The following is a 23,556-nucleotide window of genomic DNA, read 5'->3' on the forward strand; positions in this document are numbered from 1 at the left end:
CCTGGCCGGACTCCACATCGCGGGCATCTTCCTCTGGTCCGCCCGGTGATCCAAACGAAACTGCCTAGGTGGGAGCACGCGATGCGGGGGGCGGCCGGAGCACGTCTCCTTCTCTACCGGCGTACGGGCGCGGCGAAACAGGTGCGTGCCGAAGCAGCGGGTATCCGGTGGTGTTCACCGCCATGTCATGGCCGGAATGGGCCGGTGGGGTCCCTCGCTTGTTCGGGATCGGTGAGCAGGAGGACTTCGTCGCCCGCCTCCAGTCGGGTGGCTCCGCTGGCGGGCAGCAGGTGGCCCTCTCGGATGGCGAGGCTGACCCACACGTGTTCACCGAGGTCGAGGTCTCCGACCGCGCGGCCGTCGGCCGGTGAGCCGGGCTCGACCACGACCCGGCGGGCTCCCTCGGGGCGGTCACGCAGCCGGACGCCCAGCGCCCACGGTTCCAGTTCCTGGGCCCGCATGGGGATACGGCACTTGCGGGCCACGGTGGGGACCAGCGCCCCCGGGACGACGACGGAGAAGGCCACGACGACGAAGACCACGTCGTACATCTGCTGCGAGTGCGGCAGACGGGCGCTGAGGGCGAAGCTGCCCAGAAGGATCGGCACGGCGCCCTTGAGGCCGGCGAACGCCAGGAACACGCGCTCGCCGGCCCGCAGACGCAGCGGCCACAGCAGCACCGCCATCGCCAGCGGTCGCGCCACGAGGACGAGCAGGGCGGCGAGGATCAGACCGTCGGCCCAGGCGCCCTGTGCGGCGAAGGTGCCGAGCGGGACGCTCAGTCCCAGCAGGGTGAAGGCGACGATCTCGGCGAGGCTGGACAGTGCCGCGTGGAAGCGTTCGATCTCCCGCTTGTACGGCGCCCGCGCGTCGCCCAGCAGGATGCCGGCCGTGAACACCGCGAGGAACCCTGATCCGTGCGCGGCGGTGGCGGTCCCGTACACGACGAACGCCCCGGCGAGGGTGCGCAGCGGGTACAGCCCCTCGTTCGGCAGCGGCACCTTCTGCATGAACCGCTTCAGCGCCCAGCCGCCTCCCAGACCCACGGCCGCGCCGACGGCCATCTGCTCGGCGAACGTGAGGGCGACCTGCCCGGCGGTGGCGGTCGCGGATCCGCCGGCCGTCGTCAGGAGTCCGGCCATGAGCGGCGAGCGCCAGCAGCGCGGCGGTGGCGAGCGTGCCCGCGACACTGCCGCCATCCCAGGCTCAGGCCGCCGTTGAAGAGCAACACCACCAGTGCCACGGTCACGACGTCCTGCACGGAGGCGATGGGGAACTGCTCCAGCCGGGGCACGAGGTCGGAGGCGACGGCGGGGGCCACCAGGAAGAACGCCGGAGCGGGAATCCTGGTCCGTTCGCTGATCCGGTTGGAGAGCACCGCCGCGGTCGCCGCCACCGCGACCGCCAGCAGAGCCCGGCCGAACGACTCCACACCCTCCACCAGCACGCTCCCTGTCCACCGGCGCCATGCCGGCTTGCTCAGTACCCGATACCCGATACGCCGCCGCTCGGCGCGGCGGCACGCCTGCCGACTGCACCGGCAGGCCGAGGGCAAACCCGCAAAGTCGAGCGACGACCGCCGCGCGGGTACCGCAGTGGTGCGCGGGGACTCGCGCCGCGTCCGGCGGACGGGCGTGACCAGAACCGCTCGGCGCCGCCCAGGGTGACATCCCGCATCGCTTCCCACGCGGTGGCCGCGCGGCCGCTGCGCCCTTACGGCCGTTCTCGGCGAGCCCGCACTGAGCCTCCGCCAACTTGAAGTCTCAGGTCAGAGGGCTGGTGTGACCGATTCTCGGAGCGCTCATGGGACCTCATGAGCCATCTCGATCGCTACTTCATCGGTGAACTGGACCCGTGCGCGTCCACCGAGTTGGCCCGCGGGTGTCCCTGGGACTGCTCCTTCTGCTCCGGCTGGACCTTCTACGGCCGCAGCTGCCGCGAGGCGTCCCCGGAAGCCGCCGCCGAGGAGCTGGGCGAGCATTCGCGAGCCGAACGTCTTCATTGTGGACGGCGTCGCCTTTATCCGCCTCGAGCACGGACACGCCATCGCCGCGGCCGTGGAAGGCCGCCGGGTCCGCAAGCAGTACCGCCTGGAGACGCGCAGCGACGCCCTGCTGCGCAACACCGACCAACACCGACGTCTTCGAGCGCTGGGAGCGCCTGGGGCTGAAGTACATGTTCCTCGGCATGGAGGTGATCGACGCCGAGGGGCTGGACCTGCACCGCAAAGGAGTCAGCCCGGACGACACCTTCCGTGCCCTGGAAGCGGCCCGGAAGCTGGGCATCAATGTCGCCATCAACCTGGTCGTGGACCCCGCCTGGGACGTCGAGCGCTTCCGGATCATCCGCGAGTTCGCCCTCTCCGTCCCGGAGATCGTGCATCTCACGGTCATGACGCCGTGTCCGGGAACCGAGATCTGGCACACCGAGTCCCGCCGCCTGACGACGCGGGACTACCGGCTGTTCGATATCCAGCACGCCGTCGTGCCGACGGCCCTGCCCCTGGACGAGTTCTACCGCGAACTGGTCCGCACCCAGGGCATCATCAACCGCAAGCACCTGGGCTGGCGCACCGCCCTCGGCGCCGCACAGGTGCTCGGGCGGCATCTCCTGCACGGACAGACCGATTTCGCCCGCATGCTGTGGAAGTTCAACCGTGTGTACAACCCGGCCCGGCAACTCGCCGACCACAGCCGCCTCGTGCGCTACGCGCTCCCGCTGCCGCGCCGTCTCGACGTCGGTGACCGGCAACAACTCTACGTTCATGCCAAACAGCCGCATCGTCGTGGTTGACGAGATACGCGGAGCGGCGGCGGGACCGGACCTCGTGCCGGAACACCGCACCTGGTCAGTACTCGGTCAGCAGGTGTCGGACGACGTACCCGGCGGAGTCCACACCGGAACGGCCACCCTCTACGAGCGCTGCCACGGCGACGCGGGAGCCGAACGCGGTGAGCCACCCGTTGGTGTGATCCGATTCCTCCGCGGTCCCCGTCTTAGCGCCGACGTCGGCCAGTTCGGCGAGTCGCGGCGACGCGGTGCCGCGGGCGGCCACGTCCCGCATCATCGTCCTCAAGTATCCCGCGGTACGCGCGGAGATGGGACGCGGTGCCGTTTCCTGGTGTTGGTCGGGCAGGATGATCGGCTGGTTGAAGGCACCCGCTCGCACGGTCGCCGCCACGGACGCCATGAACAGGGGCGTGGCCGTGACCTTGCCCTGCCCGATGAACTGGGCCGCCTGGTCGCCGCCCTGGACGTCGGCGGGGATGCTCGGGTCGGTGGTGGCGACGCCGCCGCCGATCGACCAGCTTCCCATGCCGAAGACGTTCACGGCCTCGTCGTGCAACGCCGAGGCGTCTCCGTCGTGCACGAGATGGCGGAACCCCTCCTTGATGAAGGAGGTGTTGCACGAGACGGTGAACGCCTGGTCGAGTGTGGAGCCGGGATTCACCCTCACACCGGGGTCGTTGTGGAACAGCTGGTTGTTGGCCGTCACCGAGTCCGTGCAGGGAGCCAGGCTGTTCGCCGTGAGTCCGGCCTGGTCGATCAGCGCCGCGGAGGTGACGATCTTCATCGTGGAGCCCGGCGACTTGATGCCGTTGATGGCGATGTCCCCGTCCGGGCCGGTGTGCGCGACGGCGAGGATGTGACCGTTCCGCCAGTCCAGCGCGACGGCGCCGGCGGGCTTGGCCTGGAGGTGCGCGTCCTTCACGGCCTTCTCCGCCACGGCTTGCAGGGACGCGTCGATGGTCGTCCTGATGACCGGCGCCCGGCCTTCGCTGAACACCTTGAGTGTCTTGCCGCCGCCCCCTGCCGAGTCCGCGACGGCGACGCCGGTGCCTCCGCTCCCGCCGCTGGGTTCGGCGTTCCGGCGGATCGTCGCGGCGATGTCCCGCAGGGACGGAAAGGCGGACAGGTCCATTTCGCCGTCGCGCGCGACCACCTTCGCCGCGCCCGTGTCCACCGGCAGCTCACCGGCGGTGAGCGACTGGTGTTCGCCGAGTCCCGGGTAGAGGACCGAGTTGTTCCAGTGGACCGCCGACCGGCCGTCTCGGCTCTGCAGCACCGCCACCGCATTCGGATAGGTCCAGGTCCCGCCGGCGACCTCGGCCGTCACGTCGAAAGTGACCTTGGTGGCACCCGCCGTCACGGGGGACGGTCCGGCGGCCCGCACGTGGCTGAAGGCGAGCTTCGTCAGGTGCAGCCCCTGACGGTAGTCCTCCAGTGCCCGGGAGGCACTGTCGGGTGCGTCCGTCGCAGCGGCCGCCGGCCGCAGACGCTGCTCGGACCAGTCGGCCAGGAACGCGCGAGCCGCCTTCTCCGCCGTCGGGTTCGACGGCGGCACGGTGGACACCGCGGCCGGGTCGAACCCCCCGCCCGCCTCGGAATCACCTCCGGCCGAGCTGGACGCACGCCCGTGGACGACGCCGTACGTAGCCACCCCGCCGGCGACGAGCACCACCGCACAAGTACTGAAAACACCGACCTTCACACTCGTGTTCATGCGGTGGATCATAAGTTCTTTGCACTGTCCAAATGTTAGCTCGGCGTACGATTGTTATCAGTTCGTCAGCAGGCTCGTCGGAGACGTGGGCGGGGATCATGAAGATCGCTCTGGCACGGCCCCGGACCGCTCCCGGCACCGGGTACCGAGCCGCCCACACGGTTGTGACGCATGGGCCGGCCCTCCTTGGACACGTGTCCCGAAGCGGTGATCCAGCCCCGGAGGTGTACAGAGACGGCGTGACGGGCCTCCCCCGCGGCCTTCGACTCGTCTACCCCCCGGAGGTATACGAATCGGACGGTGGATCCGGCCTGTCTGGGTAGGAGGAGACTCATGCACGCGATCTTGCACGCACTGTCGATCACCGGTTCCATGGCATGGGAGATCGCCTGGGCTCTTGTCCTGGGCTTCGCTCTGTCCGCCGTGGTACAGGCCGTGGTCCGCAAGTCAACGGTGGTCTCCCTGTTGGGTGACGACCGGCCTCGCACCCTGGCGACCGCAACCGGACTGGGCATTGCCTCGTCGTCATGCTCCTACGCGGCCGTCGCCCTGGCCCGTTCCCTGTTCCGCAAAGGCGCGGACTTCACCGCGGCGATGGCCTTCGAGATAGCCTCCACCAATCTCGTCGTGGAACTCGGCGTCATCCTGGCGCTGCTCATGGGCTGGCAGTTCACCGCAGCCGAATTCACCGGCGGCGCTCTCATGATCATCGTGTTGGCGGTCCTGTTCCGCCTGTTCCTGCGTGACCGGTTGGTGCGTGGGGCGCGCGAGCAGGCCGAACGCGGGGTGGCCGGTTCCATGGAGGGGCACGCGGCGATGGACATGTCCGTCCAGCGGGAGGGGTCCTTCGCCCGCCGGCTGTTCTCCCGTGACGGTTTCACCTCGGTCTCCCACGTCTTCGTGATGGAGTGGGCGGCGATTCTGCGCGACCTGGTCATCGGCTTGCTGATCGCGGGCGCGATCGCCGCCTGGGTGCCGGACTCCTTCTGGAGTACCTTCTTCTTCGACGGCCATCCGCTCGCATCGAAGCTGTGGGGGCCGGCGATCGGCCCGTTGGTCGCGATCGCCTCGTTCGTGTGCTCGGTGGGCAACGTTCCGCTGGCCGTCGTGCTGTGGAAGGGCGGCATCAGCTTCGGCGGAGTCGTCGCGTTCCTCTTCGCCGACCTGCTGATCCTGCCCATCCTGAACATCTACCGGAAGTACTACGGCACGCGGATGGCCCTCTTCGTGCTCGGCACCTTCTACGCCGCCATGGTGCTGGCCGGGTACGTCGTCGAGTTCGTCTTCGGTGGTCTGGGCCTGGTTCCGGACCGCGCTCATGCCACCGTCCCGGACAGTGGGGTGAGCTGGAACTACACCACGTGGCTCAACATCGCCTTCTTCACGCTGGCCGCAGCTCTGGTCACGCGGTTCGTGCGTACCGGCGGCCGGAGCATGCTGGGCATGATGGGTGGCGGCCCCGGTGCGGAGGATGATCAGGAACGGTCGGATCACTCACACCACTGAAGCGCGCCGGGACCGGTGGAGGTGCTATGCGTCGACCCAGCCGCCGGTCGAGGCTGGAGTTCAGCGTCGTGGTTGGTCTCGTGCTCGTGGTGCGGGATGTCCCCGACATCTGGGTGGAGGCGCTGGTTGTGGAACCAGTCGACCCACTCCCCTGTGCCGAGCGCGACGTCGGCCAGGCCACCAGTGCTCCGCGACCATGCTCACCGCACGCTCACGAAGCTCGGCGGGGTAAGGGAACGGACGGGCCATGACTCGATCCTCTCAGGGAATCGAGCCTCCATCAGACTCGGAGCACTGCAATGACGCTGGTGGAGAATTTCTTTGCCCTGTGCAAAAATACCGAAGTGGCTGGACCTGAGGGTCGCGCCTGGAGTGCCGGGAAGCCTGGTCGGCGTCTGTGAGGCGAACCGTCCGAGAGGTCCGGCCATGTCATCATCCAGCCCTGCTCCGCACGACGACGCGGGCAATGGCGGGCGCGCAAGAGAATGCATCACACCCTGTCGGGGCGAGCCGCTGGGCGCGGGCAGTTCGACGGGACTGCGGTTCCGTTCTGAGGTCAGCGATGGCCCGGCGCCTGTATTGATCCTGCATCTTGACGGAGAACTCGATGTGGACAGCGCCGGCGCGCTGCGGGAGGAGCTGGCTGTATTTGCCGCGCGCTCAACCATCGCTTCACTGGTGCTCAACCTGTCGGGTGTCGCCTTCTGCGACACCGCGAGCCTGTACACCCTGCTGAGCATCCGCAAGACTCTGCCTCTGACCGGGATCGGCGTGTTGCTCGTCGAGCCCAGCGTCGCCGTTCGGACCGCTGCGGAAAGGGTGGGCCTCTCGCTCACTGCCCAGGACACGTAGAAGAACCGCCTCTGGCGCCGCCGTGAGTCGTTCGCAGCCAAGTGGCAGGAGCCCTCTTCGGGGGGCTGCGCCGGATGATGGAGCTCGCCTGCTTCTCGGCACGGCTGTGGCGGGGGCATCGGTGACCGACGGCAGGGCACATGGCTCTCTCCGTGCTGTGGACCTGGGTGACCGCCGTGCTCGCCCTGGCCTCGGCGCACGCGGCAGCCCGAATTCGGTCCTCCGAGCCGGGCGCCGTGTGCACGCGTGTGAGTTCAGGTGTGTCGCCGTCCGGTCGGGGCAGCGGCCAGTCGCGTACTCCACCCTCCTCGGCCGCGCACGTGTCCGACTTCGCCGGGCACCACTGGGTGCGACCGCCGACCAGATGCAGTTCCAGGTCCGCGTCGCCCATCCCCTGCCGGTCGAGTGCCGCGCGCAGCGCCGTGGGCACGGGCTGCGGGGGAAGCCCGAGTACACCGATGACGACGACGCCGCTGCGGGCGTCGACGGAGACGATCTGCCACGCACCGGCTGCGGCCCAGTGCTCGGCGACCGGCCGGGCGGCGGCGGCCAGCGCCCGGTCCCGGGCGACACTGACGGTGCCGATGGTCAACGGCACCGCGACGAGCACGAGCGCGCATGTCACCGCGGCCAGGGTGCGGCCGCGGAGGCGGCCCACGGACAGTCCCGCCGCCAGGGCCGCCGCCCGGACGCCGTAACACAGGAACACCACAGTGCCGGTGGCGACGATGGCGGCGACGTTGGTGGCGAACAGCAGGGTGGACTCGCCGGCGTCGTGGTAGCGGTGCTCGGTGACCAGCAGTCCGGTCACGGCCAGCGGCGGCACCAGGGAGATGGCGATCGCGACGCCGGGCAAGGTGTCGGAGATGTCGGTGCGGACGAGCGCGAACGCGCCGACCGTACCCGTGGCCAGCGTCGCGAGCAGGTCGATGAGGCGGGGGCTGATCCGCGAGGAGACCTGGCTGTTGGAGGCGAAGGCGTCGGGCGGGGAGACGATCCAGCCGAGCAGCATGCCGATGGCCACGACCGCCAGCGCACCGCCGAGCACCAGCAGCACACTGCGCACCACCTGTCGGCGGCGGGCCAGGACGAGCGCCAGGGCACAGCCGAGGATCGGCGTCATGAGCGGAGCGACGATCATCGCCCCGATGACCGTGGCGGTGGAGTCACCGACCACGCCGGCGGCGGCGATGACGGAGGCCAGTACGAGCAGCCCCCAGAAGCGGGTGGACGCGGGGCTTCGCAGACCGCGTTCGATGAACAGGGCGTCGGTCATGCGCAGGACGGCGGCCCCATCGACCTGGTCCGTCACGAGTTCGCCCGCTGCGGACGCGAGGAAGCCGCTCGCGAGCCGCCGGGGGCGAGGAAACGTACGCCGGCCGGCGGGCCGGACCACCGCTTCCCGCTCCCCTCGGCTCGTCCGGGAACGCTCACCATGCCTCCGCATCCGCCGCCGCTCCGCGCGGACGCCGTCCCCGACCACGTCGCAGCCGACGGCAGCACCCACACGCGCATCATCACCGCACCGGCCGGCGCGGAGGCCGCATCGCCGCCGAAAGCCTTCCGGTTCACTCTCCTGGGCGCGGTAGCCGTCACGCGGGAGCCACGGGACATACGCCGGCGGTGAGCACGGGACACCCTCGACATACCCGCAGGAACGTCTCACGCCCGTCCGCCGGCCCCGTGTCGGCTACCGCTCACCGCGCCGGCGCTCCGTGCACCTGGAACCATCAGAGGCGGTGCCACGTTGTGACGTGTATATCGTGATCAATCGATTCGAGAAGGCCGGCCGATGTCGCAGGAGCAGGGCAGTTCGCCAAGACCTCATGTCTCTCCCGAGGTGAGGGTGTACGAGGTCCTCGCCCGCTTCGACGCGTATGCCCGGGCTCGCGGAGGCCAGGACAGCATCTTCTCGGCTTCCCGCACCACACCGCAGCAGGAGGCGCGTGCCTTCGACGACCTGGCGCAGGCCGTCGCCCGGCTCCGTAACGCCTTTCCGGACGCCGGCTGAACCGGATCTTCCAGGGAAGCGGGGAGTACGACACCTGTGCCCGGCATGGGCCTGGAACGACCCCACGGCTTCCCCACATGAAGCGCCGTTCGCGCCGGAGCAGTGGGCGATCACTTCGGGCGGAAGCCGCTCCCCGCACGCAGGATGACGAAGGGAACGGCCCTGCCGGCATCGCGGAAGCCGTCTTCGGCACCGTCGGCCGGGAGCCCGAGGAACGCACACAGGCGGCGGGCGGTGCGTGGGTGGCGGCGGGCGTAGCGCGCCATGATGTCGGCACCCTCCTCGGGGTTGAGGAAGTGCGCGGTGACGGCGTGATGGCGGTTGCCGCACTGGATGACAGTCTGTGGCTCGGCGAGCAGGTTCTGGTACCAGGCGGTCCTTTGGCCGAAGCCGGAGGCGACGACCCACGTACCGGCCCGTGAGTCGCTCTCCAACACTTCGAGGACCGCTCGCCGGTCCTGTCCGCTGACGCGGCCGGTGTGGTGCAGCAGGAGCAGCCGCTCGCCGAAGAGTGCGCCCAGTCCCATGCGGTAGACCAGCACCGGGAGCCGGGCGGCGAGACCTCGCCACCCGGTGGGAGGGGCGGGGCGATGAGTACGCTGCGTGTGGATCATCTTCGTCTTTCGTACGGGGAAGGTCCGCCGACTGTCCTCAGACGCCGTCGATCCGCCAGACGCAGGGGCCGCCACCGCGCCATTCGATCAAAGGTGTGCGACCGATCTCCTCGGTCTCCAGGTCGACTCCGAGGCGACGGACCAGGCGTATGACGTCGTCCGGATTTCGCACGACCCCCACCACCTCGTCCCGCACGGAAACCCGGCGGCCGTCGTCTCCGGTGGGTGTGTGCACGACGACGGTCGCCGCCCTCTTCCCCCGCCCCGGCGGTCGCGGACAACACCAAGCGCCGAGCCCGGGCGTGGTCGCGTCCTCGCGGTCGTGCACGGGCCGGGATGTCACGTTCTCGTTCCTCTCATGTCGTAGGGGAAGACCCTCGCCTCGCCTTCGCCGTCGTCACTCCGTGGCCGGGAAAGGCGTCTTCCCCGGCCCGCGATACCGCAGCAGGAGCATCGCGGCGTCGTCGTGCGGCGGCCCGGCGGTATGCCGCAGGAGGTCTTGGCGCAGCGCCTCCAGCGAGCGGTGGACATCGGCCTCCGTGAGCAGGGCGGCACGGTCGGTCAGCGGGTAGAAGGCGCCGTTTTCGTCCCGCGCCTCGGACACGCCGTCGGTGTACATCAGGAGCTGGTCGCCCGGGGCGAACGCGACACGGTAGGGCTTCGGCGCATCGCCTTCGTGGGCGCCCAGGCCCAGCGGTAGGGCATAGGCGGGCGGCTGCGGGAAGTGGGCGGTGCCGTCCCGGCGCACGAACATGGGCGCCGGGTGGCCGTAGTTGAGGAAGATCACTTCGCCGTCCGTGCCGATCTGTGCGAGGACCGCGGTCACGAACTTCTCGTCCCCCACCTCACGTTCCACGCTCCGCTCCAGGCGCTCGCCCAGGCCCAGCAGGTCCGGTTCCTCGTGGGCGGCCTCACGGAAGGCGCCGAGCACCACCGCGGCCGTCTCCACCGCCGCGAGTCCCTTGCCCTGTACGTCGCCGACGATCACCCGGATGCCGTGCGGCGAGGCCACCAGCTCGTACAGGTCCCCGCCGATGCGCGCCTCCGCGACGGCGGCGATGTAGGACACCGCGGCCCGCACCGGCCCCGCGGTCAACGGCACCGGCCTGAGCAGCACCCGCTGGGCGACCTCGGCGATCGACCGTACGCTGGCCAGCTCCGCCTCACTGCGTCCTCGCATGACGGCCGCGGCGATTCCCACACCGGTCACCCCCGCCACCGAGATCATCGCGGTGAACCCCCGACGCTCCTCGAACAGGCCGTCATACAGCCCGAGTCCGACGCACAGGACGAGCGCCGCTCCCCCGAACAGCGCCGTCCTTCGCCACCCTCCGACGAGGCCGGCGAAGGCGGGCCCCAGCGACACCAGCGGCAGGAAGCCGACTCCCGGCCCCGACACGACATCCGCGACCGCCACGACCACCATCACAGCCGTCGGCATCCACGCCAGCACGCGCGGCGCGGACAGCACCCTCTGGTCGGTCATGCGGTGCTCCAGTGATCGACGGCGGCTCAGGGCTGCGCTGCGGATCGGCACCCCTTGATGTTTAGACTATGCAAAAGTTGCACAGAGATGGCCATGCGTTCCTCGGCCTTTACCGAATCGAAGCCGGAACTCATGGCGTGGTCCGCTCGCCGCTGGGGCCACGCCCGGTTGTGCGATGCGGCCGACGTCGAGGCACGGGTGCCCGTCCGGGCTCGCTCCCAACCACCGCCCGTGGCGGTCAGCGCCAGTCGGCCCAGCCCAGAGGCACTGTCTCCTCACCGGCCCCATGCTGGGCCCGGGGCTCTCCTCCGGCGCGGTTGAAGGCGGCCAGCGCTTCTATCAGGGCCAGCCGCTGTGTCGGGCTCAGCCGCTCCACGATGCGGGCGATCTCACCTCGGCGCCGCGTCGTGACATCCTCGACGGTGCGCTGCCCTTCCTCGGTGAGCGTCAACAACGTCTCGCGTCGGTTGTCCGGTTTCGACTGCCGGTCGGCCAGACCGGCGGCGATCAACCGGTCCACCATGCGCATCGCCGTCGAGGGCGCCACCTGGAGCAGTTCGGCGAGCGTGACCAGCTTGGTGGCGCCCCGGGTGAACAGGACGACCAGCATCCGGAACTGCGGCAGGGTCACCTTGTCCTCGACCTCCGCCAGGGAACGGGCGGAGATCGCCACCAACAGCCTGGAGGCGGTCAGCACCTCCCGGGTGACCACGTCGACGTCATCCATCGCCCCTGCCGGGACTTCGCGCTCTGCCATGCCTCCTTTCTACCGTGCCGCGACGACCGCTGGTTCACGAGCACCCCAGTGGGGCGGGACGCTCGGCAACCGTCCTCCTCACACCGACGCCGGTCACGCTCAAGCCGCTCGTGACGGGCTGCGCACAGGTTGCGGTCGGCTCGTGTGAACGGCGCGTAGCGCGCTCTGGTGGCTGAGCCAGCCGACCGGCTTGCCGTTCGGTTCGTCCAGGACCGGCAGGCCGGTGCCGGCCGCCGACAACAGGGTGTGCATGGCTTGGGCGAGCGACTGGTCCGCGGTCACGATCGCGGGCGGCTCGGCGAGGCGGCCGATCCGTCCCGGCGCGGCCTGCGGCTGCTCCGCGAGGGCTTCGGCCAGCGCCCGCGCGGTGACGACGCCGACGTACTCCCCCGCGTCGCCGACGACCGGAAGGGCGCCGTGGCCGGACCGGCTCAGCAGGTCGGACGCGTCCTCCAGCGAGGTCGAGGCGGCCAGGGCAGAGGGCAACGGTTCCATGACGGCGCTCACGGGCTGCCCACCGATCGGAGCTCCGGAGGCCGGGCCGTCGAGGTCGATGCCGCGACGCCGGAGTTTGAGGGTGTAGATCGTGTCGCGGGTCAGCAGTCGGCCGGTCGCCGTGGCGAGCACGATGGCCAGCATCAGCGGCAGAATGATCGAGTACTCGCCGGTCAGCTCGAAGAGGATCACCACCGCGGTGATCGGGGCACGGGCCGCCCCGGCGAACACCGCGCCCATGGCGACCAGTGCGTAGGCCCCCACGGCTCCGGCGGACGCCGGCAGCAGACGGTGGGCGACGACGCCGTAGGCGGAGCCGAGCATCGCCCCGATGAAGAGGCTGGGCGCGAACACCCCGCCCGAGCCGCCGATGCCGATGGTCAGGCTGGTCGCGAGCATCTTGCCCAGCATCAGCAGAAGCAGGAAGCCTACGGCGTACCCGCCCTCGGTCGCCTTCTGCAGCACCGGGTAGCCGACGCCGTACATCTGCGGCAGGGCCAGCAGCACCAGGCCCAGCAGCAGCCCGCCGACCGCGGGACGCAGCCATTCAGGACCGCGCCAGGCCCAGTCGCAGGCGTCCTCGACCAGGTACAGGGCCCTGGAGAAGCCCACGCCGACCACGGCCGCGACGACACCGAGCAGGGCGAACAGGCCGTACTGCGCGAGGTGGTCGACGTGGAAGTCCGGCAAGGTGAGGAAGGCGGTGTCGCCGAAGGCGGCGCGGCCGATCACGCTCGCCGTGACGCTGGCCAGGACCGTCGCGCCGAACGCCTCCGCGCTGAAGGTGCCGAGGATCAGCTCCATCGCGAAGAAGACACCGGCCAGCGGCGCGTTGAACGTGGCGGCGATCCCGCCCGCGGCGCCGCAGGCGACCAGCAGTCGCATCCGCTCCTCGCTCGCCCTGGCCAGGCGGCCGAGCGTGGAGCCGAGCGCCGAGCCGATCTGCACGATCGGGCCCTCCCGGCCGACCGAGCCGCCCGAACCGATGGTCAGGGCGGAGGCGAGCGTCTTGACGACGGCGACCTTGGGGCTGATGCGCCCGCCGCGCTGGGCGACCGCCAGCATCACCTCGGGAACTCCGTGCCCCCTCGCTTCCTTGGCGAACCGCTGCACCAGCGGACCGTAGAGCAGCCCCCCGACCACCGGGGCAAGGATCACGAAGCAGGGGCCGAGCCACGACACATGCGGGTTGCCGGATCCTGGGTCAGCCGCGTAGTCGGCGTGCCCGGAGAACAGGTGGGTGAAGGTGGTGATGCACCAGCGGAAGACGATCGATCCCGCGCCGGCGCCGGCCCCGATCACCACGGCGAACACCATCGGAGCCCACGACGCCGAACGTCGGCGCGCCAGGGCGGCGGACGGCTTGACACGCGATCCGACCGGGCCCCGCGCCCTCTTATCGTCCCTGACGTCCTCAGTGACAGTCACTCGTTCCCCTTCCTCACATTTGCATTATGCAAAGCTTGTCAAGGGTGCCACTCCGGAGTAGTAAACGGAACATCCATCCCACATTACGGAAAGGTGTGCTCAGCATCAGAGACCACCAGCGTCGATCGATCGCCGACCGCCGGCACGGGATCCGGCAGGGCAGGCCGCGAAGTCCGACGCCGGCCACGTCTCTCGAAGTGTGGCGTCGGCCCCCCGGGCTACCAGGTGCTGTCTTTGCCGTCGACGCGGTTGAGATGCCTGCAAGGATCCGCACCACCACCGGAGCTACCAAACAGCACAACACTGCAGAGCGCTGCATACACCACCTGAAGCAGTAGCGCGGCTACGCCACTCGCTAGAGGTGTCCCGTATGCGGCGGGCGGCGATGTTGGGTATGCCGCGGCAGGCACGGTCGACGCCGGACTCCGTGAGATGGCGTCCCACTGTGTGGTGTAGGGGATCTCCCCGGCCGAGTGCGCGGGTTCCGCTCTCCCGGCTACCCCGTCTGCCGGTGACTGTGCCCTGCTCAGCTGGCAGGCCACCGTGCAACTGTCCTAGGTGAAAGGGCGAGTTGACCCCGAGAGATGCACGGCGTCCCAGCATGACCTACTTCGCCTGCTTGCGTCACTACCTTCGGCCGATGGTCTTGAACTCGTCCACGAGGTCGCCGAAAAGCTGTGGCAGGAACTGATCGAGGCCAAGGCCACCACAAAGATCGGCACCGTACGGGCCGGAAGCTTCTTCCCAGCCTCCTCGAACGCCGGCGACGCATCGACCAGGCCCTCTACACGGTCACCATGGAGGCATACGTCCACGGCGTCTCTACCCGCTCCATCGATGACCTCGTCAAAACTTCGGCTGCGACACCGGGATTCCGGAGTGACGAGTGGTTCCACGCGGTCGGCTCCCACCAGCAGAACGTGTCGGGGATGGTCACCGTCACCCTCGGAGCGGACGGCAAGCCCAGGGTTTCGCTCGACTACCAGGCCAACGTGTGGGACCGGTACAACTGGGACGCCGGCAAGTCGACCACCTTCCCCGGAGGCGTGGTGATCCCGGACTCCGAGATGGGACGGTTGCACAAGACCGGACTTGCTCGGGAGTTCGACATGCGAGGCAGCAGCTCCACGTACACGTACGACCTGGACAGCGATGCGAAACCGACGGTGAACCCGCCGAACCAAGGACGAGAGGGAACCCGCGGCGACGTCTCCCGCGGCGACGAGGAGAACCGGTGACGATCAAACGAGGCGCCCTCCTCACCGCGGCAGTGGCAGCCACCCTTCTGCTGTCCGCCTGCTCCACCCCGGACACGGACGATCGCCGTGCGACCGACGGGCGCGCCTCGCGGTGGGATGAGAACGCCGGCGCGCCCGAGGCGTCGGCGTTCATGAACGTGACGGCGCCCAAGGGCGCGACCGAGGTCAAGGGAGCTGTGCAGATCAACCCCCAGGAGGACATCTACCTCCTCTCGTTCGTCACCAGCGAGAAGAACGCCGAAGGCATCGCGGCGGACCTTCGTCCCGAAGAACCGCTGAAGGTGAAGACGGCTGACTTCGCGCCGGATGGCGAGCTGTTCCGGCACCTCCAGTTGGCCGAGCCCCAAACGCTGAAGGGAGCCCGCTCGGCCGGTGTCTGCCCCCCGTGCGTGAAAGACGATCGCCGCAAGAACGTGCAGTGGATCGACATCTATGTCCAGGCGCTCGAGGACGATCAGGCCCGGGTCTATCTGAAGGCGTTCTGACCTCGGTCTCAGTCGAGCACGGCACCGGGCCCGTTGCCGACGTTGACGGCAGGACCGGCCTACGTCGATGCGGGCATCCGGCGAGCAGGGCGCCAGGACTGCGCAGTAGGTGTTGCGGGAACGGTCATGCGCGGGGCCCTCGGCACGCGCACCGCTCTCGAAGGCCCGCGTCTGTTCAGCCGCCTCAGCCTGGAGGCCAACTGGAGAGGCCTTCGCCCTCCACCTGCGCTCGGTCGGAGGTTCAGTGGCGGAGGCCAACCGGTTCGCCCGGACATACGTTTTCGTATTCCGGGCGGGCCGGGAAGCAGGTGTTTTCCAGCTGGAGCGTCTGCCCTGACGGCTCCGTCTCCGCCTGACTGACACCCGCGACGCTGTCGATGTACTGCTGTCTGTCCTCAGCAGAGGTGCCGCGCTGGGCTGAGGTGACTCCCGTCGTGTGGACACTCTGACGATGGATCTTGTAGGTCCGAGGAAGGGTGTCCCGGTGGGACGGAAGTCTCCATATCCGGTGGAGTTCAGAAACGATGCGGTGGCGCTGTTTCGCGCGGCGGGCGGGAGGCGCACGTATGCCGCGGTCGCGGCGGATGTCGGGGGGACCGGCGAGACGCTGCGGAGCTGGGTGCGGCAGGCCGACGAGCAGGCCGGCCGTGCTGCCGGCAGCGGTGAAAAGGGCTCCGAGAGTCGCGATGAGGAACTCGTCCGGCTGCGAGCAGAGCTGGGTCGGCTGCGCAAGGCGGAGAAGGAGTGGGAGCTCGAGCGAGAGATCCTGCGGCGGGCGGCCCAGTATTTCGCGCGGGAGATGAGGGCATGACCAGCCGCTGGGACTTCATCTCCGACCATCGCGCCGACTTCGGCGTACAGCGGATATGCCGGGTCCTGGGCGCCTCGCGTTCGGGCTACTACCGGTGGCTGGCCGGCACCGCAGCCCGGCAGGCCCGCCAGGTGGCCGACGACGCCCTGGTCGCCGAGATCCACGAGATCCACGCTGACCACAAGGGCACCTACGGAGTCCGCCGGGTCCACGCCGAACTGCGGGGCTTCGGCCACACCGTCAACCGCAAGCGCGTCGAACGGCTGATGCGAGTCAACGCAATCGAGGGCCGGCATCTGCGCAGGCGCAAGCGCACCACGGTCCCGGACAAGCTCGCGCCACCGGCTCCGGACCTGGTCCGACGCGGCTTCACGGCCGGGGAGCTGGACGAGAAGTGGTGCGGCGACATCACATACGTCCAGGTCGGCGGCACGTGGCTGTATCTGGCCTGCGTCCTGGACATCTGCTCGCGCCGGGTGCTGGGCTGGTCGATGGCCACCCACATGCGGACGGAACTGGTCGTCGACGCGCTGACGATGGCAGTGGCGGCCCGGGGCGGCCAGGTCGCCGGGCTGATCTTCCACGCGGACGGGGGATCGCAGTACACCTCCGCCACGTTCGCCCAGGTCAGCGAGCGTTTCGAGATCCGCAGGAGCATGGGTCGCGTCGGGTCGAGTTACGACAACGCGCTGGCCGAATCGTTCTGGCAGGGGCTGAAGAGAGAAGCCTTGCGCGGCACGTTCACGACGGTTCGTCAGGCCCGGCTGGAGATCTTCCAGTGGCTCACCTACTACAACGCCCGCAGACGCCACAGCTCGCTCGGCTACCTCTCACCTGTCGAGTTCGAACAGCAGCACCAGCGAGGACATAGACTCACACTCGTGGCATGAACCCCTGTGTCTACACTCCGGGGGTCACCTCACGCGACGGTTGTCACCCGGAGCCGGGACGGAAGCGTGAGAGCCAACCGCCCTCGGTCCTCTGCTCGGGCACGGCTTGCAGTCGTCGCACAGGTGGGGGTGGCTGTCCCGTGGGGCGCCGCATCCGGCGGGCTCGATGGCTTTCCACCGTTCATCGGTGAACCGCAGGTGCCCGTGTCCGCCATCGGGCTGACACGGGCACCTGTTTTCACTTACCTGTTCGCGGTGTCTGCTGTGGCTTGCAGGACCACTCTTCCTCGATCAACTCGATGACGGACTGATCGTATGTTGAGGGGTTCCAGCCGTCGTCTAGGAACAGTGCGGTCACCACGTCAACTGGGTTGTCCGAAACATCAGGCGCGCAAGGGTCTCCTGACACGCCGCGCCGCGCGAGCAGATTCTTTGCTGCCCTCATGTCCCGCACGCCGATGCAGTATTTCGCTTCGACGGTGACTATCGTGGATTTCTTTCCCTTCGATGGGGCTTCCGGAGTGGTTTCTTCCTTTTCCGTTCGGACTGCGAACGGATTTCCCCAGCGGGTTTCCGTGAAGCAGGCGTCCGCGTATCTCTTGACCGCTTCGGCCAGTCCATTGACCGCCGACATGACCGCTACTGAGTCGTCTGGGTCGCCGTGCAGTTGGAGTGCGTGGAGCCGCACCGCGTCTGCCAGTACGTCGGCGAGGGAGAGCAGGTCGTCTGCAGTCTCTTCAGCCATTGCTGAGGTCTACCATCCGTAGTGCTCCGTGTGGGAAATCTCGCCCCACTTGTTGTAATAGTCGACGTGCACGTGGTTCCCCTTCCTGCATGGACCCCGATACCTGCAGCGTCCACCGTGCTTAGCGGCCTCACGCGCCTTCGACTCGGCCGCCTTCCGTGACTTGTAGCGCTTTCCGCCGTTCGTCTTGTTCTTCTTCGCTTTGAAGAAGTGCCAGTGCCAATGCCAGCTTACGTGCCAGCTGACGTGGACCGGGTGCTTGTAGAGGTAGTACGCCCCGCCCACTGCGGCGGCACCCAGCAGGTAGGCGCCGTACCCTTCTGCCACGCAGCCGTCCCAAAAACAGCGGCCGTCGAGGTCGGTGCCATTCACCGGGTCCTGAGCGACGTAGTCATAGGCGTTGGCCGAGCCACCGGGAACGGGGTCGACCGACAGGAAACGTCCGGTGTCGGAGTTGTAGAGGCGAACGCCCATGAGGGTGAGGCCGGTCGGGGTCTCGCTGGAGCGCTGCTTGGCGCCGAGCCAGCCGTAGCGGGTGGCGGCCTGCCCGGTGCGTGGGTTGCCGTACTCGTCGTAGTCGAGGACGGTCGGCGCGGTCGACGTGTCGGCGGGCAGTTGCAGGGCGGTGTCGCCGTGCAGGTCGTTCAGCTGGAGGACGGTGCCGCCGGTCTTCGTGGTGGTGGCGGCGAGGTTGCCGTCGAGGCCGTCGATGCTGCGCGTCAGGGAACCGGTGGAGGTGTCCTCCACGGTCCAGCGAGGGTTGTCGCTGTCGGAGTCGTAGTGGTTGAGCTTGGATGCGGTCTGTGTCCAGGTACCGCCGCTGTTGCTCTCCGTGGTCCAGCCGCGGAAGCGCAGCGCGGAGTCCAGCGTCCAGGTCTGGCGCTGGGTGCCGGCCGTCTGCTGGCGGACCAGGTCGTTGGTGTAGTAGTCGAGTGTGGTGCCGGGCAGGGCGGTGGTTCGGCCGAACGGGTCGTAGGTGTAGCCGCTGTTCACCAGCCGGTCGCCACTGTCATAGGTGCTGGTGGTGGTGGTCGCTCCGCTGGTTGTGCAGTCCGCCCCGACAGCGGCGGCGGCGGTGGCCAGGGCCTTGCGGTTGGTGTTCTTGTCGAAGGTGTAGGTGCGGGTGGTGCACACCGCGTCCGGGGTGGTGTCCTGCACCTGGGTCAGGCGCCCGGCCTTGTCGTAGGCGTAGGTCTGCGAGGCGGTCACCCCGGGGGTGCCGGAGTGGGTGGCCCACTGCCCGTGGACGGTGGCAGAGATGCTGTCGGAGAGCAGCACGCTGCCGTCGCTGTCGCGGGTGTAGGTGCGGGTGGTGGCGGTGCCGTCCGGGTCCTGGTCCTCGGCCATGGTGTACCCGCCGGGCAGGCCCTGGGTGGCCAGATCGCCGTCGGCGTCGTAGCGGGCGCTGAAGGTGCCGGCGACCGAGTCGGTCATCGACGTGGTGAGCCCGCGCGGGTCGACGGCGGTGTCGTAGGAGTAGGTGGTGGTCGACGGCACGCTGTCGGTGACCTTGGTGGGCCGGTCCAGCGCGTCGTACTCGGTGGTGGTGGTTGCGTTGTCGGCGTCCGTGTAGGACATCAGGCGGCCGAGCTCGTCGTACGCCTTGGTGACCGTGCCGCCGACGGTCGAGGTCTGCTTGGTTGCCTGGCCGGTGGCAGTGTCGTAGGTCGTGGTCACTGCAGGGATAGCGGTGCCCAGACCGCCCGAGACGGTGACCGTCGTCAGCCGACCGGCGCCGTCATAGCCGTTGGTGGTGGTCCGGGTCGTGCTGCCTGACGTCTCCGTAACGGTGGTGGAGTTGCCCCACCGGTCGTACTGGGTGGTCTTGGTGGGCAGCGTGGTGGGGTTGGAGCCGCCACCGGTGATGGCCGCAGCCGGCCCGGTCTGGCAGACTGCGTCGGCCCACTCGGGGCGACCACCGCAGGTGCCGGTCCCGTCACCGGTGTAGTAGGTGGTGATGGTCGTACCGGCGTCCGTCCCGCTGGAGGCGGGCTGGCTGGTCTTGATGACCCGGCCCTGGTCGTCATAGCCGGTGGTGGTGTTGATCGCCAGGCCACCCGGGTCCTGGGTGGTGGAGGTGGGCAGGCCCTTGACCCAGTCGTAGGCGGTCGAGGTCATCCGTGCATCGGCAAGCAAGTCCGGCCAGGAACGTGGCTGCGCGCCGACGGTCTGCTTGGTGACCTGGTTCTTGACCGTGGCGGTGCCGTCGGTCGGGCGGCCGGTGTCGTACTCCCTGACGGTGTGCTCGCGGGCCATCACCTGGCTGCCCGCGGCGGCCAAAGTAGTGGTGCCGCTGGTGAGGTAGGCCGCCAGGGTGATCTGGTGCAGCGGGCCGTAGGTGTCGGTCTCCCGCTGGCCGTCAGTACTGTAGACGGAGGTGGTGGACAGCAGCTGGGCGCGCTCTGCGGAGCCCAGGGCGTTGATGCCCAGGGCGGTGAGCTGGTCCTTCTGCGCCTGGGTGGCGCCCAGGGCGAGTTCGCGGTTGCCCGCGGTCAGGGTACGGACTGTGTTGCCGAACTGGTCGTACTCGGTCACCGAGACGTGGTGACCAGGGGCGGCCGTATTCACCTCGCGTCCGGAGGCATCGAGGTAGTGGATACTGGCCCGGGTGTAGGCGCCAGCCGTCAGACCGGTGCCGTCGTTGGAGGCGGGCACTTGGTCGACGGGGAAGACCGCGGTGGCATCCGTCGGGATGTCGCTCTGGCCCCAGGACGCGGACGCACTCGCGCCGAGATCCTCGGGGGCCGCGCTGCCGGTCAGCGGGACTCCGTAGACGACGGTGGTGGTGGCGGTGCCGTTGGTCTGGCTCGCGCTGCCCGGGGTGAGCGTGGCACGGGAAGCCTTCAGGAGCATGCCGTCACCGGCTGCCGGGTTGGAGCCGGCCTTGCCGTAGGAGAGGGTCCAGGCCAGCTGTCCGGGCGGGGTGAGGGTGGTGACACGTCCAGCGCTGTCATAGGCGTAGGCGGTCTTCAGCGCAGGGCTGATCCGCGGGTCCCACTGCTCGCGAAGCCGACCGGCGTCGTCGTAGGCGTACTGGGCGACCGCCACGGCGGTCGCGGTGGACGCGCCGGGAGCGGTGGACCACAGCTTGATCTGCGACGCCTGCCCAGCAAAGTCACCGAAGGAGCTGCTCGTGGCGGTGGTGGTCGTCGGGTAGACGAACTCCAGCACCCGACAGCCCTTGGTAGAGGGGTCGGCGTCGCAGGCACCCAGAGTGGTGGCGGTGGTGGAGGCGATGATCCGCTTGGGTCGGGCCAGGGTCTTGCCACCGGAGGTGACGGCTTCGGAAACCACCTTGGTGGTGGAGTTCGCCAGGCCGTCGGCCAGCGAGCTACTCACCGTCCACGTCGTCGCCGAGGAGTTCACTTTGGAGAAGGTGGTCACCGTGCCGTCGTTGTCGGACAGGGTGAAGTCACCGGAGGTGAATGAGCCCTTGAGGGTCAGGTCCTCCGAGCCGGGCTCGGGCACCCAGCCGGTCTTGGCGGCGTTGGATGTGAATGTGATCGTGTCGCCCTCGGCAGTGACCACGTTCAGCGAGGTGGCCGAGGTCTTCACGATCTGCGTGTAGTCGGAGTCGACCGCTTCCGCGGTCGTGCCGGACAGCCACTCCTTGCCGAAGATCGGCGCCTGCCCCTCCTGAGCCGCCCCGGCCTGCGGGGTGCGGGAGGAAGCGGTGCGGGTCACCGTCATGCCGTAGAAGGAGGCGTCGGTGCCCGAGAGGGTGTAGTCGCCTGTCAGCAGGTTCACCGAACCCGGCCCGACCTGGTCGGTGGCCGCGCCGTCAGCGGCGCGGTCCACGACCACGCTGATCGGATCGGACGAGGTGGCAGCACTGTTTGGGCCGGTGAAGTCCGCCCGCACCTGCACGGTGCCGTCCGGGTCGACGGTCGAGGTGGCGCTCCACGTCAGGCGCGGACTCTTGCCCCCGGTCAGGGCAAGCGGCCACGAGGTAAGCGGCTGCCCGGCGTTGGCGACGTCACCTGCGGGGATCGGGGTCCAGGTGTCGGCATCGCCGCGGCGCCAGGAGAAGGTGACCTTGTCGTACTTGGCCCCGTCGGCTTCCGCGGCCAGCGGGACGCGGGCGGCGGTGCGGGTGCCGTCGTCAGGGGAGGTGACGCCGCCCGGGCCGACGTGGAAGGTGTACGACACGGCCTCGGACTTGTTGTCCGCCTTGTCGGTGGCCCGCACCTGCAAGGTGTTGGTGCCCGCCTTCGCGGGGGTGACGTTGAAGGCCACCGGCGTGGTCGCGCCGTTGGTGGCGACCTTGGTCCAGGTGGTGCCGTCCAGCGACCACTCGATGCCGTTCTGGTCACCGGCAGGCGGGGTGACGGTGAACTTGCCCGCTTGACCTGCGCCCTTGGCCCACTGGTCGGAAGGGTAGTCGGTGGAGGTCACCGACGCCGGCGCGGAGGGCGCGGAGGTGTCGACGGTGAACACCGCGTACGGCGACCACTCGAGGTTGTAGCTGGTGCCGTCGTAAGGGGTGGTGCGGAACTTGTACGTCTTGCCGTTGACCAGCAGCCCCGCCGGCACGGTCACCGACGCCGGCTGCCCGGCCGGCACGAACGCCGAGGTCAGGTTGGAGCCGACCTGGGTGCCGGTGGCGTTGTCGGCTATCTGGAAGAAACCCTGGACCTTGTCGTTGTTCGGGTCGGCGAAGGTGTCCCGCAAGGTCGGGGTGAGGGTGTTGACGTACCAGGTGCCCTTGGAGTCCTTGAAGAACGGCGGGCCGGCCTGCTGGTCCGTGCCCGTCCGGGGACGGTAGTTGTAGGTGACGGTCAGCTTGGGCGGATTGGACGCCGCGTTCGCGGAGTTCATCCGCTTCCACGGCAGGCTCGATGCCTCGTCCGTGGCCCGCAGGCCCATGTTGGACGTCGTGTTCTTCGCCGACGACCAGGTCTGCGCGAGCGTCGTGACATCAGCGCTGATCCAGCCGTCCGGCTGCGTCGAACAGCCCGGGTTGCCGGTCGTCGCGGTCGATGTAGCGAACTTCTGGTTCCACGCCGGCTGAGCGGTCCAGCGCGAGGAGGTCGAGGGCTTGCCGGTGTCCCAGACCTCCCACCCGTACGCCTTGCAGTCGGTGTTGCCCGAGTGGAAGTTCCACAGCGACAGCTTCGCGGAGGAGACCAGCGCGTCGGCGAACGGCGCGGTGTTCCACGTGATGAACGACCGCGCGGTCCGCGCGGTGCCGTCGGCGTTCTTCGTACCCGGGTTGCCCAGGTCCAGCTCGGTGTCGGCCGACCAGTCGACCGTCTCACCCTGCTGAACGTAGGTGTCGAAGACGTTGCTCAACGCCGCGGTGGACGGGTCCACCGTGACCGGGAACTGTGTCTTCGGATCGGCGAGGAAGCCGGCGTCCGGGGTGAAGACCAGGTCGATGCTGGAGCCGTGCTGGACGACCTTCAAGCCGACCTTCGCCCGGTGGGTGTGCTCACCGGAGACCTTGTCGGTGGTGGCGTCCCACATCACCGGCGCGGGCATCACCGCACGCCTCTTGCCCGTCTTGGCATCGGTGAACACCACACTGCCGTCGGCCTGCTGCGCCGCCTTCAGGCCCTTGGCCTTCAGCGGCATGGTGTAGGCGTAACCGTCGGAGGCGGGGCGCTGCTTGATGGTGACGTACTGCTCGAAACCGGTGCGCGTGGCCTCCACCACCACATCAGCGCCCGGAACCGCATCGCGGTAGGTGGCCTTCGGCCCGTCCAGCACCGGA

At 69.0% G+C, this 23,556-nt stretch carries 16 protein-coding genes and 2 pseudogenes; 7 read left to right on the plus strand and 11 right to left on the minus strand.

From position 1 onward, the window contains the following. Positions 1 to 185: 185 nt before the first annotated feature. Positions 186 to 1,142 carry a cation:proton antiporter domain-containing protein gene (locus tag ABEB07_RS38580; protein ID WP_345672703.1) on the minus strand — a complete coding sequence of 319 codons (957 nt, stop codon included), beginning with the start codon at positions 1,140 to 1,142 and terminating at the stop codon, positions 186 to 188. Continuing rightward, positions 1,127 to 1,441 (minus strand): hypothetical protein, encoded by a 315-nt coding sequence (locus ABEB07_RS38585; protein ID WP_345672704.1) that lies wholly within the window; start codon positions 1,439 to 1,441, stop codon positions 1,127 to 1,129. Before ABEB07_RS38585 ends, ABEB07_RS38580 begins: the two co-directional genes overlap by 16 nt. A gap of 366 nt (positions 1,442 to 1,807) precedes the next feature. On the opposite strand from ABEB07_RS38585, the pseudogene ABEB07_RS38590 reads away from it, so the two are divergent. Continuing rightward, positions 1,808 to 2,793: pseudogene (locus tag ABEB07_RS38590) on the plus strand (radical SAM protein); the annotation flags it as partial. A gap of 55 nt (positions 2,794 to 2,848) precedes the next feature. On the opposite strand, the gene ABEB07_RS38595 reads toward ABEB07_RS38590, so the two are convergent. Then, positions 2,849 to 4,504 (minus strand): penicillin-binding transpeptidase domain-containing protein, encoded by a 1,656-nt coding sequence (locus tag ABEB07_RS38595; RefSeq protein ID WP_345672705.1) that lies wholly within the window; start codon positions 4,502 to 4,504, stop codon positions 2,849 to 2,851. 333 nt (positions 4,505 to 4,837) lie between these two features. Between ABEB07_RS38595 and ABEB07_RS38600 the strand changes: the two genes are divergently transcribed. Together ABEB07_RS38600 and ABEB07_RS38605 are read left to right on the plus strand one after the other, a co-directional pair. Beyond that, entirely contained in the window at positions 4,838 to 6,010 is a 1,173-nt protein-coding gene (locus tag ABEB07_RS38600) for a permease (RefSeq protein ID WP_345672722.1), read from the plus strand. Between the two features lie 426 nt (positions 6,011 to 6,436). Continuing rightward, the gene (locus ABEB07_RS38605) at positions 6,437 to 6,862 is read left to right on the plus strand and encodes an STAS domain-containing protein (protein WP_345672706.1); all 426 of its coding nucleotides are present in this window, start codon (positions 6,437 to 6,439) and stop codon (positions 6,860 to 6,862) included. On the opposite strand, the gene ABEB07_RS38610 is transcribed toward ABEB07_RS38605, so the two are convergent. Continuing rightward, positions 6,843 to 8,174: a DUF389 domain-containing protein gene (locus ABEB07_RS38610; protein WP_345672707.1), complete on the minus strand. Its 1,332-nt coding sequence runs from the start codon at positions 8,172 to 8,174 to the stop codon at positions 6,843 to 6,845. The genes ABEB07_RS38605 and ABEB07_RS38610 overlap by 20 nt on opposite strands. Positions 8,175 to 8,654: 480 nt before the next feature. Here ABEB07_RS38610 and ABEB07_RS38615 point away from each other — a divergent pair, with 480 nt between their 5' ends. Then, the gene (locus tag ABEB07_RS38615; RefSeq protein WP_345672709.1) at positions 8,655 to 8,873 is read left to right on the plus strand and encodes a hypothetical protein; all 219 of its coding nucleotides are present in this window, start codon (positions 8,655 to 8,657) and stop codon (positions 8,871 to 8,873) included. 110 nt (positions 8,874 to 8,983) lie between these two features. Here ABEB07_RS38615 and ABEB07_RS38620 read toward each other — a convergent pair whose 3' ends face one another. The 5 genes from ABEB07_RS38620 to ABEB07_RS38640 all read right to left on the minus strand — a co-directional run bounded on the left by ABEB07_RS38620 (position 8,984) and on the right by ABEB07_RS38640 (position 13,542). Further along, positions 8,984 to 9,487, minus strand: coding sequence for a nitroreductase family deazaflavin-dependent oxidoreductase (locus ABEB07_RS38620; protein WP_345672711.1), 504 nt, complete (start codon positions 9,485 to 9,487; stop codon positions 8,984 to 8,986). 37 nt (positions 9,488 to 9,524) lie between these two features. Further along, positions 9,525 to 9,659: a hypothetical protein gene (locus tag ABEB07_RS38625; RefSeq protein ID WP_345672712.1), complete on the minus strand. Its 135-nt coding sequence runs from the start codon at positions 9,657 to 9,659 to the stop codon at positions 9,525 to 9,527. Positions 9,660 to 9,884: 225 nt separating this feature from the next. Continuing rightward, positions 9,885 to 10,973 (minus strand): PP2C family protein-serine/threonine phosphatase, encoded by a 1,089-nt coding sequence (locus ABEB07_RS38630; protein WP_345672713.1) that lies wholly within the window; start codon positions 10,971 to 10,973, stop codon positions 9,885 to 9,887. 238 nt (positions 10,974 to 11,211) lie between these two features. Further along, positions 11,212 to 11,730, minus strand: a complete 519-nt coding sequence (locus ABEB07_RS38635) for a MarR family winged helix-turn-helix transcriptional regulator (RefSeq protein ID WP_345672714.1) — start codon at positions 11,728 to 11,730, stop codon at positions 11,212 to 11,214. A gap of 99 nt (positions 11,731 to 11,829) precedes the next feature. Then, the gene (locus ABEB07_RS38640; RefSeq protein ID WP_345672716.1) at positions 11,830 to 13,542 is read right to left on the minus strand and encodes a chloride channel protein; all 1,713 of its coding nucleotides are present in this window, start codon (positions 13,540 to 13,542) and stop codon (positions 11,830 to 11,832) included. A gap of 854 nt (positions 13,543 to 14,396) precedes the next feature. Between ABEB07_RS38640 and ABEB07_RS39370 the strand changes: the two are divergent. From ABEB07_RS39370 to ABEB07_RS38655, 3 genes and pseudogenes are all read left to right on the plus strand, one after another. Beyond that, positions 14,397 to 14,504, plus strand: a pseudogene (locus ABEB07_RS39370) (transposase); the annotation flags it as partial. Between the two features lie 383 nt (positions 14,505 to 14,887). After that, positions 14,888 to 15,397 carry a hypothetical protein gene (locus tag ABEB07_RS38650; protein WP_345672717.1) on the plus strand — a complete coding sequence of 170 codons (510 nt, stop codon included), beginning with the start codon at positions 14,888 to 14,890 and terminating at the stop codon, positions 15,395 to 15,397. A 484-nt stretch (positions 15,398 to 15,881) separates the two neighbouring features. After that, positions 15,882 to 17,098, plus strand: a protein-coding gene (locus tag ABEB07_RS38655) for an IS3 family transposase (protein WP_345672719.1) whose coding sequence is annotated in 2 segments (ribosomal slippage) — positions 15,882 to 16,137 and positions 16,137 to 17,098 — 1,218 coding nt in all. Because the reading frame shifts where the segments join, the coding sequence is not laid out codon by codon here. Positions 17,099 to 17,336: 238 nt separating this feature from the next. Here the strand turns inward: ABEB07_RS38655 and ABEB07_RS38660 are convergent. Then, positions 17,337 to 17,843 carry a hypothetical protein gene (locus ABEB07_RS38660; RefSeq protein WP_345672721.1) on the minus strand — a complete coding sequence of 169 codons (507 nt, stop codon included), beginning with the start codon at positions 17,841 to 17,843 and terminating at the stop codon, positions 17,337 to 17,339. A 9-nt stretch (positions 17,844 to 17,852) separates the two neighbouring features. Continuing rightward, positions 17,853 to 23,556, minus strand: a 5,704-nt coding sequence (locus ABEB07_RS38665; RefSeq protein WP_425589153.1) for a DNRLRE domain-containing protein, incomplete at its 5' end; no start/stop codon positions are given.

Source organism: Streptomyces similanensis, from assembly GCF_039543625.1.
Classification (GTDB): Bacteria; Actinomycetota; Actinomycetes; order Streptomycetales; family Streptomycetaceae; genus Streptomyces; species Streptomyces similanensis.